General features: G+C 46.9%; 12 protein-coding genes. 2 read left to right on the top strand and 10 right to left on the bottom strand.

Annotation, left to right across the window (positions count from 1 at the left end; all coding sequences use genetic code 11):
- The first annotated feature begins 19 nt into the window (after window positions 1–19).
- Window positions 20–1,078, top strand: a complete 1,059-nt coding sequence (locus BC351_RS14255) for a Gfo/Idh/MocA family protein (protein WP_079413073.1) — start codon at window positions 20–22, stop codon at window positions 1,076–1,078.
- A gap of 79 nt (window positions 1,079–1,157) precedes the next feature.
- Window positions 1,158–4,346, top strand: coding sequence for an Ig-like domain-containing protein (locus tag BC351_RS14250; RefSeq protein WP_158082087.1), 3,189 nt, complete (start codon window positions 1,158–1,160; stop codon window positions 4,344–4,346).
- Between the two features lie 315 nt (window positions 4,347–4,661).
- Here the strand turns inward: BC351_RS14250 and BC351_RS14245 are convergent, their stop codons facing one another.
- The 10 genes from BC351_RS14245 to BC351_RS14200 all read right to left on the bottom strand — a co-directional run bounded on the left by BC351_RS14245 (window position 4,662) and on the right by BC351_RS14200 (window position 16,158).
- Window positions 4,662–5,498 (bottom strand): Gfo/Idh/MocA family oxidoreductase, encoded by an 837-nt coding sequence (locus tag BC351_RS14245; RefSeq protein ID WP_079413069.1) that lies wholly within the window; start codon window positions 5,496–5,498, stop codon window positions 4,662–4,664.
- A 70-nt stretch (window positions 5,499–5,568) separates the two neighbouring features.
- Window positions 5,569–7,101, bottom strand: a complete 1,533-nt coding sequence (locus BC351_RS14240; RefSeq protein ID WP_079413067.1) for a type 2 periplasmic-binding domain-containing protein — start codon at window positions 7,099–7,101, stop codon at window positions 5,569–5,571.
- Window positions 7,102–7,219: 118 nt separating this feature from the next.
- The gene (locus BC351_RS14235) at window positions 7,220–8,140 is read right to left on the bottom strand and encodes a carbohydrate ABC transporter permease (RefSeq protein ID WP_079413065.1); all 921 of its coding nucleotides are present in this window, start codon (window positions 8,138–8,140) and stop codon (window positions 7,220–7,222) included.
- Between the two features lie 24 nt (window positions 8,141–8,164).
- Window positions 8,165–9,136, bottom strand: coding sequence for an ABC transporter permease (locus tag BC351_RS14230; protein ID WP_079413063.1), 972 nt, complete (start codon window positions 9,134–9,136; stop codon window positions 8,165–8,167).
- Window positions 9,137–9,329: 193 nt separating this feature from the next.
- Complete coding sequence (locus BC351_RS14225) at window positions 9,330–10,937, bottom strand: response regulator transcription factor (protein ID WP_341865991.1); 1,608 nt, start codon at window positions 10,935–10,937, stop codon at window positions 9,330–9,332.
- Window positions 10,938–11,528: 591 nt separating this feature from the next.
- A complete protein-coding gene (locus tag BC351_RS14220; protein ID WP_144028390.1) occupies window positions 11,529–12,332 on the bottom strand; it encodes a nicotianamine synthase family protein in 804 nt (267 codons plus the stop codon).
- Window positions 12,333–12,491: 159 nt separating this feature from the next.
- Window positions 12,492–13,103: a nitroreductase family protein gene (locus BC351_RS14215; protein ID WP_079413061.1), complete on the bottom strand. Its 612-nt coding sequence runs from the start codon at window positions 13,101–13,103 to the stop codon at window positions 12,492–12,494.
- 38 nt (window positions 13,104–13,141) lie between these two features.
- On the bottom strand, window positions 13,142–14,185 hold the full coding sequence (locus BC351_RS14210) for an ABC transporter substrate-binding protein (RefSeq protein WP_079413059.1): 1,044 nt from the start codon (window positions 14,183–14,185) through the stop codon (window positions 13,142–13,144).
- A gap of 36 nt (window positions 14,186–14,221) precedes the next feature.
- Window positions 14,222–14,557 carry a 4Fe-4S dicluster domain-containing protein gene (locus BC351_RS14205; protein ID WP_079413057.1) on the bottom strand — a complete coding sequence of 112 codons (336 nt, stop codon included), beginning with the start codon at window positions 14,555–14,557 and terminating at the stop codon, window positions 14,222–14,224.
- Window positions 14,554–16,158, bottom strand: coding sequence for an FAD-dependent oxidoreductase (locus BC351_RS14200; RefSeq protein WP_079413055.1), 1,605 nt, complete (start codon window positions 16,156–16,158; stop codon window positions 14,554–14,556). Before BC351_RS14200 ends, BC351_RS14205 begins: the two co-directional genes overlap by 4 nt.
- Between the last annotated feature and the right edge of the window lie 68 nt (window positions 16,159–16,226).

Raw genomic sequence — 16,226 nt, 5'->3', positions numbered from 1 at the left:
AACGAGGTGCTTTCATACGATGAGCAACATACATGTAGCGGTCATCGGAGCCGGTTCTATCTCCGAAATGCACTTAAAATCTTATCAAAACAATCCCGATGTGGTGCTTTACGCGATTTGTGATTTAAATGAAGAACGCGCCAAAGCCAAGGCAGATAAGTACGGCATTCCACATGTGTATACCGATTATAAGAAGCTGCTTGCCGATCCTAGGATAGATGCTGTAAGTATCTGTACTTGGAACAACAGCCATGCCCCTATTTCCATAGCCGCTTTGGAAGCAGGCAAGAACGTCCTTACTGAAAAGCCGCTATGTAAAACGGTTGAAGAAGCATTGGCCGTCGAAGCCGCCGTCCAGCGTTCAGGCAAAGTTCTGCAAGTCGGCTTTGTTCGCCGGTATGCCTCTAATACAGCAATCGTCAAATCTTTCGTAGACAACGGACAGCTCGGTGAGATCTATTATGCCAAAGCTTCCTGCATTCGCCGGCTAGGCAATCCGGGCGGTTGGTTCTCGGATATTGAGCGCTCGGGCGGCGGACCGTTAATTGATGTAGGCGTTCATGTCATTGATCTTTGTTGGTATTTGATGGGCAGACCCAAAGTGAAGTCGGTATCCGGCAATGCGTACAAGAAGCTTGGCAATCGCGCGAATGTGAAAAATCTCGCTTTTTACAAAGCCGCCGATTACGACGCTTCTCATAACACGGTGGAAGACATGGCCAACGCCATGATCCGCTTCGAGAACGGCGCCTCCCTCCTAGTTGACGTCAGCTTCACTCTTCATGCCAAAGAAGACGAGCTAACCGTCAAGCTATATGGCGAAAAAGGCGGCGCAGAGCTGGAACCAGAGCTATCCATCATTACAGAGAAATATGACACGATTCTTAATTTGACACCACAAATCAATAACCTATCCTTCGACTTTGTCGCCGGTTTTCAACAAGAGCTCAATTATTTCATCGAAGTTTGCCAAGGTACTAAAGAGACGCTTTCCCCTGTACAGGACGGTGTCGAGATGATGAAAATTCTTTGCGGCATTTATGAATCCAGCGCTCAAGGGAAAGAAATACACTTCTAAGACATGATCGGTCCCCCCTGATCTGGAGCCTGTTCGTATTTGACCGCCTATTCTACGAATGGAAGGAATGTGGGTTTCGTTGATTAAATCAAAATGGCTGAATCTCGCTGTCTTGCTAACGCTAATCGTTTCCCTTAGTCCAATAACCGCCCTAGCTGCGGGAACTGGCTCCACCGCTGCTGCTCAGCCGAGCGCAGCGGACTTTATTGAAGTCGAAGCCGCTCCGGTAGATATCACTATTGACATTGAAGGTCCGCGCAAGCAAATTAATCTCGTTGATCAAGACGTGTCAGCAATAACCGATTATGTAGCCTTGTTTACCACGGAATACGCGCCGCAAATCACAGTTGGCAAGACGACCGTCGGTGTTGCGGTTGACGCCTCTGGACAAGTGACCAAGATTATTAACCCGTCCGTTAACGGCGGTGTGCCCGTGTGGACAGGTCCCACTGATCTGATTATCCCGCCAGGCGGCTACCTATTGGTCGCTAATGACGACAGTTGGGCTAATAAAACATACAAGCAGTATTTGGCCAAAAACTTTAAGATTGGGGACAAAATCAAGCTGCGCAAGAACGGCGAAGTCATTCCTGTCACCGAACTCATGACTGGCCACGGGCTTAAAGCGCAGCTCAAACTGAACAATGATGACTGGTCGACCGTCACACAGCCGAAAACAATCGTTTCCGGTAAACTCGATAACCTTGAACAAGGTACTTCTTACTCCGTTTCCGTCAACCAAACGACCGCTATCATGCAAGCGGATCACACCTTCCAAGTTGAGTACGTGTTGAACGAAGGGGTCAATTACCTCGATGTTATCGCTGCCAAAAACGGCGTGGAGAACGTTCGTAAATCGCTCATCGTTTTCTACAAGAAGCCAACCAGCGCTCCGAAGGAAGTCGTGCTCTGGGTCGATCAAGGAACGAACATTTTTAAGCTGCAAACGCCCGAAAACGTTCGTGATATGCTGACCAAAGCGAAAGACGCCGGCGTCACCGCGATTGCCCTCGATGTGAAGGGTGTTGAAGGCTTTGCCAACTACAAGAAGAATGATCTAACGGGGCGGCCTCACATCTCTCAGATGACGGCACCAACCCGAGCAGGTGCCAATCCGAACCTGGACATGCTTCAGGAATTCGTGACTTACGGGCATCAGCTTGGCATGAAAATTCATGCCGCCTTTAATGTATTTGCCGAAGGCTCGCCCGCACATAATGAATATGGCTTGCTGAATCAGCATCTGGACTGGGAAGAACACGTTTTCCGGCCTGAGGATGGCGGTCAAATTCTTCGCCTACGGGAAAGCAACTATTACAAATCAGGCAAATCGCTGGTAGCTTTCATTAATCCGGCGAATGACGAGGCACGTGCTTTTGAGTTGAAAAACATGGAAGAAGTCATCAAGAATTACGATGTAGACGGTGTCGTGCTCGACCGTACCCGGTATGACAATGAAACGGCCGATTTCAGCCCGTTGACGCGCAGTAAGTTCGAAACATTTCTCGCATCACGCGGGAAGTCATTGACGAACTGGCCGGCTGATGTATTCACTTATGTGAATAATGTACGCCAGAATGGCCCTCTCATTAACGATTGGTGGGAATTCCGTTCATTGACGATCAAAACCTTTACAGATGAAGTACGTTCCTTAACTGATCGGTATACGGCATTAAAAGGTAAAAAAGTTCAATCCTCTGCTTACGTAGGCTCGTGGTTTGAAAGTTATTATTTGAACGGCGTTCATTGGGGAAGTCCCCATTTCCAATATGACAGCCGTCTCCATTTTCCAGAAGATAGTATGTATACCGCTTCTTACGCCGCAACCGGATATGCCAAAAATATCGATTTCCTGATGATTGGCACCTACCAGACAACACAGAAAGAAATTGAACAACATATTACACTAGGCAATATTGTCACTAACGGCGAAGTGCCCATGTATGCCAGCATTGCTCTGGCGAACATTCAGGAACCCGCCCTTCAGCGGTCCGTATTCCAAGCGGGGCTTGCCCAATCGAACGGTCTGATGCTTTTCGACTATTCGCAAGTCAACTGGCCTATCGTGAAGGCTTCCCTTCAGAATCAGGTTTACGTGAAAGATTACCAGCTTGGCGCCAGCATTCCCGCGAATAATGAGGCCTACCTCGAAGCCGATTTGTACAACGTAAGCCGCAATGAAAATAATTTAAATGTCTACACAGACACATTCGGTCAGACAACAGCGACATCAACTTTTGGCGTAGAAGCAATCGTTGATAACACCGGTAAAGTGACCAAAGTCGTAAATGCGCAGCAGGCACTGACTTGGAACTGGACGAACATGTCACCAAATAACAGCATCATCCCGCAGGGCGGCTTCGTCATTTCCGCATTGGATGCCTCCGGCACGCGGACTAGACGTCAGCTTGTCGCAAGCACGTATAAGGTTGGGGACAACGTGAGATCAGCTGTCCTGCGCGGTCACTTGGCTTTCGAGAACACTTCAACTTCACTTGCCAGTATTGAGATCAAAGGCAATGTAGAAGTTCTTGGACCGGGCACGGCAGAAGTTCGCGTCAATCAAGTGCCCGCCGTCGTAGCAAGCAACGGTGATTTTGTCGGCCAAGCGGCTCTTCTTATCGGCACGAATGCCTTGAAAATTTCTGTTTACGTTGACGGCCGCAAAACAAATGAAAAAACAGTCAACATTACGCGCACTGCTCCCGTTGTGACCGGATTAATCTTGGATTCGCCAAGCTATCGTCTTGAATCCGGCACTGCACAAGCTGTTGTGACTTCCGCCGTTTATTCCGACGGTACGCGTGCCGTAATCACCGGAGCTTCTTACCTCTCCAGCAATCCGAGTGTGGCTACTGTTTCCGAAAGCGGCCTCATTTCCGCTGTGAAAGACGGAACAACTGAAATTACCGCTCAGTTCGAAGGGAAAATAGCGAAGTCGCTTGTTACGGTTGTCACCTTGACCCGCTTGTCTTATGACGAAAACAACCATAGCTTAGTCAAAGGCGACACTTATCTCGCACCGCTTAAAGCCACTTATTCGGATGGGCAAACAGCCTTCATTACGCAGGCTGACAGCTACCGCTCTTCTCATGATAAAGTCGCTTCCATTGCCCCGAACGGCACGATCACAGCCGTGAAACCTGGCACAGCAACGATTAGCGCTGCATATCACGGCAAACACGCGGATATCAAAATTAAAGTATTTAACTCGCATAAAGATAAAAATGAAGATAGAGAAATCGACGGAGATATGAATAATGAGTAGATAAAAGTAAAAAAGAGCTGTCCCCTACGTAGATAAACTACATGAGGGCAGCTCCTTTTTTTATGGAGATTGATGTATCCTACGCAAACCCAGGCTGGCTCCTTTTTATAAACCTGCAATTGTGCATCTTTTTTACGCTTAGAATAGCTTAAATCATGATATTCCTGCGTTTGTGCAGGTTTTCGAGGCTTTTTCTGGATGAGAGGCTGGAAAAGCTGAAAATACCTGCACAATTGCAGGCATTTCCATTTCACACCCGAATTCACCCGAAAATTCCTGCACTTTCACAGGCTTTTATAGTCAGGTGGTAGCAAACTAAGTCAGTGTCAACCACTGATAAGGTGTCTTCTCCGCCTTCATGCCCGCTTCCATAATCGCAGCGATAGCCAAGGTTTCCGCTTGCGATACGGCAGGAACACCTGATTCGAAAAAGGTGACGAGATTTTCAATAAATACCCCGAAGAAGTTCGATTCGATCTTAAGCAACTTGGCCTGATCATTGCCATAATTGACGTTCATCATGAACGGACATTCGGAGCCATACAGATTAACAGCAGCCTGCCTGCCATCTTTGTAGCCAATAAGCAGTGACGGCGTCTTCTCTGTTCCCGTCCACATGAGACGCTGAACCTCTGTCCCCATCAAAGCGATAATCGGTTCAATTTGGTGGATCGAATAGGTCTCAAACTTGCCAGGACCAAAGCTGCTTATCGCGTCTATGCCTGAGCGTTCAAGCTCAGAATATTCAGCAGCATAACGAAGCGCCGAAGTCGAGTACATAGGCGTTCCATGCGCAGCAGCCAACTCAAACATCCGTACCGCGCTTGCTAGGTCTGGTGCAAATGTTTTATCAATATAAGTTGGCTTGCCGGATTGCAGCGGAAGCCGTGCCAGCTCTTCATGGAACTCGGGATGGTCCGGCGAGAGCACAACCAAATAATCGCTTTGTTCCACAACTGCTTGAATAGAATCCAGAAGTTCAATGCCTTTCTTCCTGCACCACTCTGCGTTAGTCAGTTTGCCTTGCCTATTCACCATGCCATATGCGCAAGTTACTTTCATTTCTCCGCCTGAGGCCTTTTCAATCCAGTCTGGATATTTCTCTGCATGCCACTCATCCAGAAAATAATCAATGAATCCGATTTTCTTCATCGCTCTTCACTCCCTTTTCGTAGTAAAACCCCTATGGCATGAACCACAGGGGATGATTTACGCGTCAAGCTTACTTCTTATTCGCAGCATACCATTCATTAGCAGCTTTGGTCATATCATCGCCGCCTTCAGCTTTCCATTGCGCGAGGAACTTGTCATAGTTCTCCAGAGGTTCTGCTCCTGTTATATACTTTAAGAACGTATCTTCCATCAGCTTCTGCAGCTTCAGGCTATTTTTACCGATTGCTTCAAGCGGCGGTGCAAAAGAAAGCGGATCAACCACTGTATTCCCTTTGGCGGCTTCCTGATTTTTGTTAAACGCCTCCGTCAGAATCGGATCTTTCCGTACGCGTGCCTGCCAGTATATCGGGTAGTTCTTCTCATCTACACCGGTTAGGAACGAAGACGCGTTGTTGTATTGGTCATTGAAGATCGGAAGAATCGGGAAATAATTGCCGTTTTCAACTTTATGATGAACGCCTTCTTTACCGATGGTTGCTTCTTTATGAATTTCTTTGTCGAGTTTTAAATCCAAATATTTAATGATGTCCTCTTTCTTCTCAGCCCACTTCGGAATACCTACATAATAGCTGATTCCTGCGGTTGCCATGACTTGAACCTTCCCATCATCGCCTTTCAAATAAGGCAGGCTGGCAATTTTGGCATTTGGCGTATTTTTCAACAGCGCATTTTGCACGGTTGGCGCATTGAAATAGCCATTGGAAATGATAGCAGCTTTACCGCTCGTAAAGTTTTCAATCACTTTGTTCGCCTGATTCAGCGACCATTCCTGATCGATTAATTTCTCACTGTATAGCTTTTTCATGAAAGCCAAATATGTCTTCATGTTCGGATTCTCGACGGCATTAACCAACTTGCCGCTGACATCCTGCCAACCTGTTGTTAAGGTCGATTGCACCATCGTCAAACCAAATGTCGGCAGAATTTCTGGGAGAAGCGGACTTTTTCCGCCGGACAGCGCCATCACGTTCTTCTTCTCTTTAATTGTCTTCATCACCGTGTACATTTCATCGCGTGTCGTTGGCGCTTTCAGTCCAAGCTCATCCATCCAGTCTTGGCGGACAATCAATGACGAGTTGACAACCGTTCCTGATCCAGTCTGCGGAATGCCATAGATTTTACCGTTCAGCTTCGCCCCATTCCAGGAGTTTTGGGAAATGACACTTTTCATATTCGTGCCGTACTTGTTCACTAATTCGTCGATGGGCTCAAGCGCGCCGGAAGACGCCAGCTTGGAATACTGTGGTCCTGTAAGCAGCATGAACGCATATTGCTCCTTGTTGGCCATCAGCAAATTCAATTTATCATCCGGGTTCTCAACGGGCAGCATATCATACGTTACTTTATAACCGGTTTTTTCGTTCAGAAACTTCGCCACAACCTCTGTATTGGGGTCAAAACGCGCATACTGCAGAAGTGCTTTGAATTCCGGTTTCGGTGCATTTACGGCTGCTGATGCCGTTGCTGCCGTAGTGGCGGATGGCGAGCTGGAGCTGCCGGTCGTTTGACTGCTTCCACCGCAAGCGGATAATGCCGCTGTCAACGTTGTAATGGATAATACGGTTAAACATTTTTTTAACATACATAGACCTCCCTTTTCATTTGTGATCATGGGACAATGCCAGTGCCTACCTTCAAGAACCCTGAACCAAGCTGATATCTCCCGCGATCACCACCTTTCATACGCACAACTGCTTTTCTCATCCTTTAACAGATCCTACCAGAACGCCTTTCACAAAATATTTTTGAAGGAAAGGATACACGACGATAATTGGCAGTGTGGCAAGAATAATCGAAGCGGCTTGGATGGATTGCGGTGAAACATTGAGGGATGCATCCACATTCGTTCTAAGGAACACATCTGTCGAAGTGACGAACAGCTCTTTCAAGTACAGCTGCAAAGGCTTCAGATTAGCCGAATTAATGTAAATTAGCGAAGTGAAATAATCATTCCAGAACGTTACGGCGTAGAACAGCCCGATCGTAGCTAACACAGGAAGCGACAGCGGCAAAATAATACGCAGCAGGATGCGGATATTGCTTGCTCCATCGATCTTGGCTGACTCTTCCAGGCTATCGGGCAAGCTTTCGAAGTAACTTTTGATAATCAGCATGTTGTACACGTTAATCATAAAAGGCAGAAATAATACGGGTAGTTTGTCGATCAGATGAAGCTTGTGCATGAGCAAGTAAGTCGGTATCAATCCCCCGCTGAACAGCATGGTGAACAAATACAGGAGGATAAAAATCTTGCGTCCACGCAGCCTCGGCTTTGATAAGGGATATGCGGCAAGTGTTGTCATGATTAATGCCAGAACTGATCCTACTAATGTCACCGTAACGGAAACCAAGAAAGCATTCAGGAACAAGGAATTGCTTGCCACATATTTGTAAGTGCCCACTTGGAAATCAATCGGATACAAAGAAACCATGCCGGAGACGACAGCTGCTTCCCCGCTGAGCGATTTGGCGATTAGATTAATAAAGGGAAAGATCGTAGAAAGCCCAAGCAGAATAAAGAATGCATAATTGATTACGTGAAAGATTTTCTCACTGGATGAGGTTCGAAGACCGCCCGTTTTCTTCCTGCTTGCTGTTTTCACAACGTTGTTCACTTGCATGCGTGTTCCTCCTTCTTTCCGCGACTACCAGATGCCTCGTCCAAAAAACTTCCGCGACAGGCTATTCCCCGAAATGATCAAAATAAACGCGACCACCGATTCGAAGACGCCTACTGCCGTTGAAAAGCTGTAATCCTGTTCGCCAAGGCCGATTCGGTAAACATAGGTGCCGATAACGTCGGCGACATTATAAACACTTGGATTGTACATGACAAGCACTTGCTCCGTGCCTGCCTCCAGCACATAACCTAGCCGTAGAATGAACATGAGCAGGATGATTGGCAGCAGACCTGGCAGCGTGATATGTACGATTTGCTTCCATCTATTTGCACCATCCATTTTGGCGGATTCATATAATCCGGGATCGATACCTGCCAAAGCAGCCAAATAGATGATTGTATTCCAACCGAGGTCTTTCCAGCCTGCTGAAGCTACAAGCACAGAACGAAAAATATGGCTGTCCAGAAAAAAACGAATGGGTTCGCCGCCTAGTGCGACAATCATTTTGTTAACAATCCCGCCATTCGTTGAAAGCAGATCAATGAACAATCCACTGACAATAACCCACGATAAGAAATGGGGCAGGTAGATCACCGTTTGTACGCTTCGCTTAAAGGCTATATGTTTCAGTTCATTCAATAAAATTGCGATGATGATAGGCAGCGGGAATAGAAAAACAATTTTATAAACAGATATAAGCAGCGTGTTCTGAAATACTTGCAAAAAACTGGCGGATGATATCAATTTCTCGAAATGCTTCCATCCTACCCACGGACTTGCCGACATTCCCTCGAAAATATTGAAGTCCTTAAAAGCGATAATAATGCCATACATGGGGGTGTACTTGAACAGCAGCAGAAAAGCGATGCCAGGAATGAGAGCCAGATACAAGTCCCAATCCTTCCGAATATCAATCCATAATTGCCTCGTATAACTCTTTTTCACGGTTTTCTTCGCACTTCTAACACTTTTCTCTGTGATGGTCGGTTCTCTCATGGTGACTCCTCCCTCTTGCCTATTGATCTTAGATTTAGTGTATCATCCGTCCATTTAATGCGAATTAGAGTAATATTACTTGTTTTGGTACTTTGATAACTTCTCGGAGAAACCGCAGAGGATTCGCCCTTCCTTTCAGCGCAAAAAAGCCTTCCCGAGGATCAGGAAGGTCATTTGCTCGTTTCTCATGCACTTAATTACGCACTTCGCCGGGCGTCACACCCCAGAATTTGCGAAATACTCTTGTAAAATAACTTACGTCCCTGTAGCCAACTGCTGCTGCTGCATCATACACCCTAACCCCTTCTTGCAAGGTGGCTTTGGCTCTCTCCATTTTCCGTTCCAGTACATACGTCGAAAAGGCTTTGCCTGTTTCCTGCTTAAATAATCGGCTTAGGTAGGAGGAGTTGACATACAGCCTATCTGCAACAGCATGCAGCGTCATTTCTTGGTCGATTTCTTTCTCAACAAGACTCAGGATGGTTTTAATTATGCTATGACTTGTTGATTTTCTTCGCTGATTGGCGTAGTTTAAATAGGCCTTAATCATTCGCTGCAGCCATAACAAAATTTGTTCCTTTGTTGTCAATTCTCTGTGATTCACAAAATACATATAATCGTCGCCTGCCACTTCCTGAACCGACCAACCCTGTTTCTGTATCATTCGCACAAATAGACTGGCAAAATACAAGATGTGCTCTTGCATATCCCCGAACGTCAGCAGCTTCGCCACTGCGCCATCCCAAATGGCTGTCATCATTTCGCTGGCCTTGTCGCCTTCCCCTGTCTCCAGAGCAATCTCCAGCGCTTTCTCCAGATTCGGTTCCAACATCAAAGCCAATTCTCTGCCTTGCTCTTCGCGATAGGGAATTGCCAAGTCATGACCAAGTACAATTCGGTTCTGCAGCGCGCGAACAGCTTGTATGTACAGCTTATTCATATCCTCGCCGCCGCCTATTGCCCCGCTGATTCCCGCACTTGCCGTTAGTCTAAGACAGCTATGAACAGTAAACAGCAGCTTTTCAGTAATCGTATTGATTTTCTGCAAAACGATGTTTGCCTCTTGATTGCCGGCCACTTGAAACACAACGACAGAACAGCCTGCATAATCCGTCGAAACCCAGCATCGTTCAGACTGCAGGAATTCCTTCACAATGCTGCTGAGCGAAAATTGCAGCAGCGGGGTGTCCCTTTTGCTAAACCGTTGTTCGGCCTCTGAGATAGGGTCCATATCAATCACGACAACTGCGTACTTGTCATCCATGGTTAGCTCAAGCTGCAGGGCATTGCTTTTGTACTCAATTTCCCACGCTTCAAATTTGCCATTCAACCATCCCTGCATAAAATCATTAATTAAAAATGGCAGATGGAGTTTCCATTTCTCTTTCAGCTCATCTTGATTATGGCGCTGTTCAAGCTCTTTTTTTAACCTTTCGGCGGCTTCCAGCACGGTCATCAAAATCTCTTCTTCACCAGCCGGTTTCAGCAAATATTTCAGAACTCCGAGTTCCAGCGCCTCTTGTGCGTACGCGAAGTCATCATGGCCGCTTAACACGATAATTTTCAATAAAGGATCCGTTTGCCTTAGTTTTCTGGCCAATGTCAGCCCATCCATTTCCGGCATCTGTAAATCCAATAACACAATTTCAGGCTTTTTACGCTCAATCAACCTCAAGGCTTCTGTTCCATTCCCAGCTTGCCCAACCACCTCAATGCCATATTGGTCCCAAGGAATGTTATTGGCAAGTGCATGCCGGAGCCGTATTTCATCCTCGACAATTAATAAATGAATCGTGATCACCTCGTGGCTGCAATTTGTTTCACATGCCTTCGCTTCAAGTGGTCTATTATCCTGCTTCTAGTCTAATTGTCCTGCCATCGACTTCATAGGAGAAGATAGATACTTTCTTTGGTATTCTGATAGCCTAAAAATAACATCGTAATAAAACACTTGAAATGCGTATCACATGGATGCAACTCCTGTGCTCATCGATCCGTATCCTTCAACAGTTTATTCACCAATCGTATATCCTTAATGATCACTAAAGGGGCAATCCTCAAGTAGATAAAACTTGAGGATTGCCCCTTGTTCAAATTCAGGATGGCAGGATGAAAGATACACAAACGGTTTTTTTCTTCTCATTGGAATTCGTACAATGAGATCACCCGTCACAGAGTCTTTTGCAAGCTTGGACTGGAAATAATCCAATGAAAATTTCCATTATACCTCTCTATGTCCGTTTTTCAGATTATGCATTGGAGTTTATCCAGTGGAATCTTCCTTCAAACTCTACAAACTAGCATGCACTGGAAAAAATCCAATGAAACCGGCTTGCCACAGAGCTCCAGCCTTAGTCCCTCCATCAGCTGCCTGTCAGCTACAAGGCGACCGTCACACGCCCTTCAATTGGATCGCTCTCTCCAAAATAATCGTGTCATAAAGATGCCCCTGTGTTCCTAGCGTATTCATCGTCCAGTCCTCAGATAAATCAGCCTCGAGCGGATAATTGAATAACGATTTCAGTCCGTTTCCGTATCTGATCAGAATTCTAGCTTGATCATGCGCGGCATGCTTAAGCTCTTCCAGTAACTCCAGCTTATTCTCAACGAGCGAAGCAATGATGAAATGCGTAGCCTCACGCGCAACAGCTAATTCACTTATCCTTTTATGAGAGAAAGTAACACGGGAACCAAGGCCAGACATCGCTGCCATATGACGCCCAAGCTCCAAAGCTTCCGAATCAATATCCAGACATAAGACTTCTGCACCTGATTCCTGTGCAATCGTTAGCGCGGATAAAGGCAAAGCACCGGAACCAATAAACACAACCTTTGACCGCTCGGTTACTTGCATACAAGTTACATCCGCTCGGACTGAATGTGACAGCTTTTGAATATACTCACTTATTTGAGTTTCCTCATTATGTATGCGCCTTGACTGATATTTCTCCAAATCGCAAAGAGCTTTCACAGCTGTCGTTCTAAGCTTCCGTGATTGTTCCTGCACAGTCGGGTCATGGTTCCATAAAGACCACTGCCGCACATTTTCTAAGCTGTTTATAAAATCACACAGACGATCTAATCTATCCTTTAGAATTTCGAAGCAATTGCTGCAAGCCTCCAATCGAGAAGCCGAATATTTAATATCTTCATTCATCCGTTGTAACCCGTAGGCGAATTCATCACTTCCTCGCACTTTGCACCTCCTTAAATCTGTCGGTACTTATGCATATCAATATTTTCCTTCGAAAAGTACAGCTGCACGCACTTATAAATAAAAAAATGGCGGAGCAGGAAGCATCCTGTCCACCATTTTTATTCATGTTTGAAAGCCTTCTTTCACTGCCTCATGCAGTTAAAAGGAACCTTCAATAATGCTTTCATTCAGTGATCTGCGGCCATTCGGCAGCTCTCGCTCTTGGAACTCAGCTGACAACGTTTCACGCGCCCCGCGATAGCCAAGCGCAATCACAGCATGCAGCTCATAATCAGCTGGCACCTGAAGCACCTCGCGTGCCTTGTCCTTCTCATATCCACCGACAGCACGTGTCGCCAAGCCTAACAAATGCGCCTGAAACGCAATCGAAGCCCAGGCTGCGCCAGCATCGAAAGCATGCGCGCCATTCAGTTCTCCATCTTGGCGAAGCTTGTGAGAAAGGATTAACACTAATACAGGCGCATGCACGGTCCATAATTGATTATTCGGTTTAATAAACGTTTGAAACTTTTGCTTTTGCTCCTCGGTTTTTGCAACGATAAACCGCCATGGCTGAAGATTGCTGCTCGATGGCGCCCAGCGCGCTGCTTCCAGAATCGTATATAGGGTTTCATTCGTTACCTCTTTCGCTTCAAAAGCGCGGGAAGACCAGCGATTCAGAAAAACAGGATGCACCGGATATTCCGCCTTGCGATGCGCTTCGACCTCCTGCGTAATCACCGCTTGATAACCCGTTTGAGTAGTTGTCATGTGTATTCAATCCTTTCGTTACGGAAAGTAACTTCGTCTTATTTTAAAATCCACTGATTCAAATCGAAATCCTTTTCGGCCAATTTTTCATCCACCAGAAATTTCTTCGTACCTTCCAGCAGCTTAACGCCGTCATCAGTAAAATTAACATCTTTAATCGTAGCGATCGGAGATACTTTCTTATTCAGCTCAGGTGTAAAGCCGTTGAGCTGGGATAGAAATTGGTAATATTCATCTGGCTTGGCTTGCAAATCCTTAAGTGCCTTTAACCTGGCTTCATTCCATACCTTTTGGAAATCAGGGAATTTCTTCAGATACTCTTCCGAGACTACCGTAATACTAGTGCCGATTAAATTAGGATGCTTCGTGGCTTCATCAATCAATGGATACCCTTGATCAATTTGCTTTAAAGCGAAAATCGCACTGTTCGTCATCGCATCTACTTCTCCCCGTGAGAGAGCAGCTTCACCATCTGGACGAAGCATATGGATAAATTTCACATCGGGAATGTTCTGTTCTTTCACTAATCCTGCGATATAACGATGCATGAACGAGCCCTTCTGAATGGCGACGGTCTTCCCTTTCAGATCAGCGAGGGTTTGCGGGCCACCTTTTTTCCCGATCAAATAGCCGACACTATCTGTCGCCCCTTGCGTAATAGCTCTCGTTTTAGCTCCAGTGGAGCGGGCTAGCAGCGCTGGGGTGTCTCCCAAGCTGCCGAAATCCAGTCTGCCGCTAATCAGCGACTCACTTTGGTCAGGTCCGTTCGGGAAAGCCACGAGCTTAACTTCAGTGATCCCGTATTTCTTCAGCTCATCCTGAATAATTCCTTTGTAGAAGCCCCATCCTTCTGCGCCGCCTGGAAAATTAAGCTTGTTTGTCCCGATGTAGCCATAATTCAGAACACTTGGCGGTTGCGCTTTGGCGCTTCCGCTACTAGCTGTCGCACTGGCATCCGCAGGCTTGGCACCTCCATCTGATTTGCCGCAAGCCGCTAAGAAAGCCATCATAGCACCAGCAAGCAGAATCACGTTTACTTTGTGGAACAGTCCCCTTTTTCTTTGATTCACATACGATCTCATTGTGACTTAATCTCCTCTCAGGTTAACGCCGTCCATTTATCCAATGGCGGTTCTCTTTGCTAGTTCGTACAGATAAGGATGCTGGGCAACTGGCTTACGGCCAGGGCCCCATCCGACTTTTTCCCGATAGCCGCCAAATAACCCATGTTCATCTAGCTGCTCCTCACTCACGAGTGTTGGCCCCTCTGCATCAGCTGCCACATACAGGGCGTCAGCAGGACAATACAGCTCGCACATGAAGCAAGTTTGGCAATCACTTTGACGTGCAATGACGGGAATACCGTTGTCACCTTTATCGAATACATTCGTAGGGCACACGGAAACACAGATATTGCATTCAATGCATTTGGATTCGCTCACCAGCTCAATCATTGGGGAACAGCCTCCTTCGTCTCTTCCGCTTTATGAACCCACACTTGGTCAAGACCCCCGCTGATCAAGCGGTATCCTTGCGTGCTGTCCAAATCCGGGAAATCCTCTCGCTTATGCATCCCTCTTGTTTCCGTTCTCACTTGAGCCGTGTTATACATCCAACGTGCCGTTGCCGTCATGGCAGTTGCCTCTCTGTGCCTAACCCCTTCCAAGTCCAATGTAGCTTCACGCTCCCGAAGATCGTGCCACAAGCCATCCAGCCGATTCAGCGAGCCTTCAAGACCTTTCTGTGTTCGGAACAAATTCCGGTCATACGGCATAACCTCTTCCTGAACAGCTCGAATCGCTTCGCTCGATTTGGCCTTGTCGCTGCCAGTGCCGCTTTTCGTAAAAGTCGTTGTAGATACGCTTTTCAATTGACGACGAGCCGCTTTATCACCAAGCTCACGTGCGAATTGGGAGGCTCCTTCCCCTGCAAATGAGCCCGATGACATCGCCCAAGCCGCATTATGGCTGCCTCCGCCTGTGAATCCTCCACAGATAAGTTCACGCGTTGCTGCATCCCCTGCCGCATATAGGCCAGGCACAATAGTCGAGCACTTCTCGTCAACGACGCGAATGCCGCCAGTTCCGCGAACCGTGCCTTCCAAGCGAAGGGTAACCGGAAACTTATCTTTAAATGGATCAATGCCCAGCCGATCGAACGGCAGGAAAAAGTTCGTTTGATTTACACGCAGCAATGGACGAATGTCCTCAGGCGCTTGATCCAAGCTTGCATAAACTTGGCGTCCTTGCAGCAAATTGCGGGCAATGATGGAACGTCCGCGCTGTGAACCGGCTCCCTCAACGATCGTGCCATCTTCGTAATAGAAGGAGGCATAACGATAGTACGCTGTTTTGGTAACCGAGGAAAACGTTGGACAAATGGCATAAGCATTCGAGAATTCCATCCCCGAGAAATCCGCCCCAGCTTCAGCAGCTAGTAAATAACCATCCCCAGTCAGTACGTTAGTTCCTAAAGCTTTGCTCAGAAAAGCACAGCCGCCAGTCGCAATAACGACAGCTCCGGCATGTACGGTCCAGGTTTGGCCGGTTTGAGTTCTTATGCCAGTCGCTCCGCCAACCCCATGTTCATCGGCCAGCAATTCTAGAACCGGACTGTGATCAAGGATCTGTACGCCCGCTTTTTGAACCAATTTACGCATAAGCTTCATATACTCAGGTCCTTGCAAGCCGCGTTTATAGGGATCACCGACATCGTCCTTGGGAAAAGGGTATCCTAATGTGCCCAGCTTGTTCATGTTCTCATACGTACGATCCAATACCCGATTCATCCAAGGGACTTCCGCCAGCTTGCCGCCCAGCAAATAACGGCTTTGCCTCGCTTCTTCACGCAGCTTCTCCTCCGGCTTAATATACCAAACGCCTGTACCTGATGGCGCCGTTGCTCCACTAGTTCCACAATAGCCTTTATCAACCAGAATAACTTTGGAGCCGTTCGTTGACGCCGTCAAAGCTGCCCAAGTTCCCGCTGGGCCCCCTCCAATGACTAGAACATCTGCTGATAACCGCAATTCTTGATCCTCCCACACCTTTGCCATCCTCATTGCCTCCCCATATCTTCATTGAAGCTGTTTGAAATCCTGTGCATGTTCCATCACGCTCCCTT

The sequence above is a fragment of the Paenibacillus ferrarius genome, assembly GCF_002027705.1.
Lineage (GTDB): Bacteria > Bacillota > Bacilli > Paenibacillales > NBRC-103111 > Paenibacillus_E > Paenibacillus_E ferrarius.
Note: the sequence above shows the minus strand (reverse complement) of the source record. Positions and strands in the feature narration are given on the sequence as shown.

What these genes read in the sequence shown, in the direction of transcription:
- BC351_RS14200 (WP_079413055.1), bottom strand. Translation starts at nt 16,158, where the DNA reads ATGGCAAAGGTGTGGGAGGATCAAGAATTGCGGTTATCAGCAGATGTT.
- BC351_RS14255 (WP_079413073.1), top strand. Translation starts at nt 20, where the DNA reads ATGAGCAACATACATGTAGCGGTCATCGGAGCCGGTTCTATCTCCGAA.
- BC351_RS14245 (WP_079413069.1), bottom strand. Translation starts at nt 5,498, where the DNA reads ATGAAGAAAATCGGATTCATTGATTATTTTCTGGATGAGTGGCATGCA.
- BC351_RS14230 (WP_079413063.1), bottom strand. Translation starts at nt 9,136, where the DNA reads ATGAGAGAACCGACCATCACAGAGAAAAGTGTTAGAAGTGCGAAGAAA.
- BC351_RS14205 (WP_079413057.1), bottom strand. Translation starts at nt 14,557, where the DNA reads ATGATTGAGCTGGTGAGCGAATCCAAATGCATTGAATGCAATATCTGT.
- BC351_RS14240 (WP_079413067.1), bottom strand. Translation starts at nt 7,101, where the DNA reads ATGTTAAAAAAATGTTTAACCGTATTATCCATTACAACGTTGACAGCG.
- BC351_RS14215 (WP_079413061.1), bottom strand. Translation starts at nt 13,103, where the DNA reads ATGACAACTACTCAAACGGGTTATCAAGCGGTGATTACGCAGGAGGTC.
- BC351_RS14235 (WP_079413065.1), bottom strand. Translation starts at nt 8,140, where the DNA reads ATGCAAGTGAACAACGTTGTGAAAACAGCAAGCAGGAAGAAAACGGGC.
- BC351_RS14210 (WP_079413059.1), bottom strand. Translation starts at nt 14,185, where the DNA reads ATGAGATCGTATGTGAATCAAAGAAAAAGGGGACTGTTCCACAAAGTA.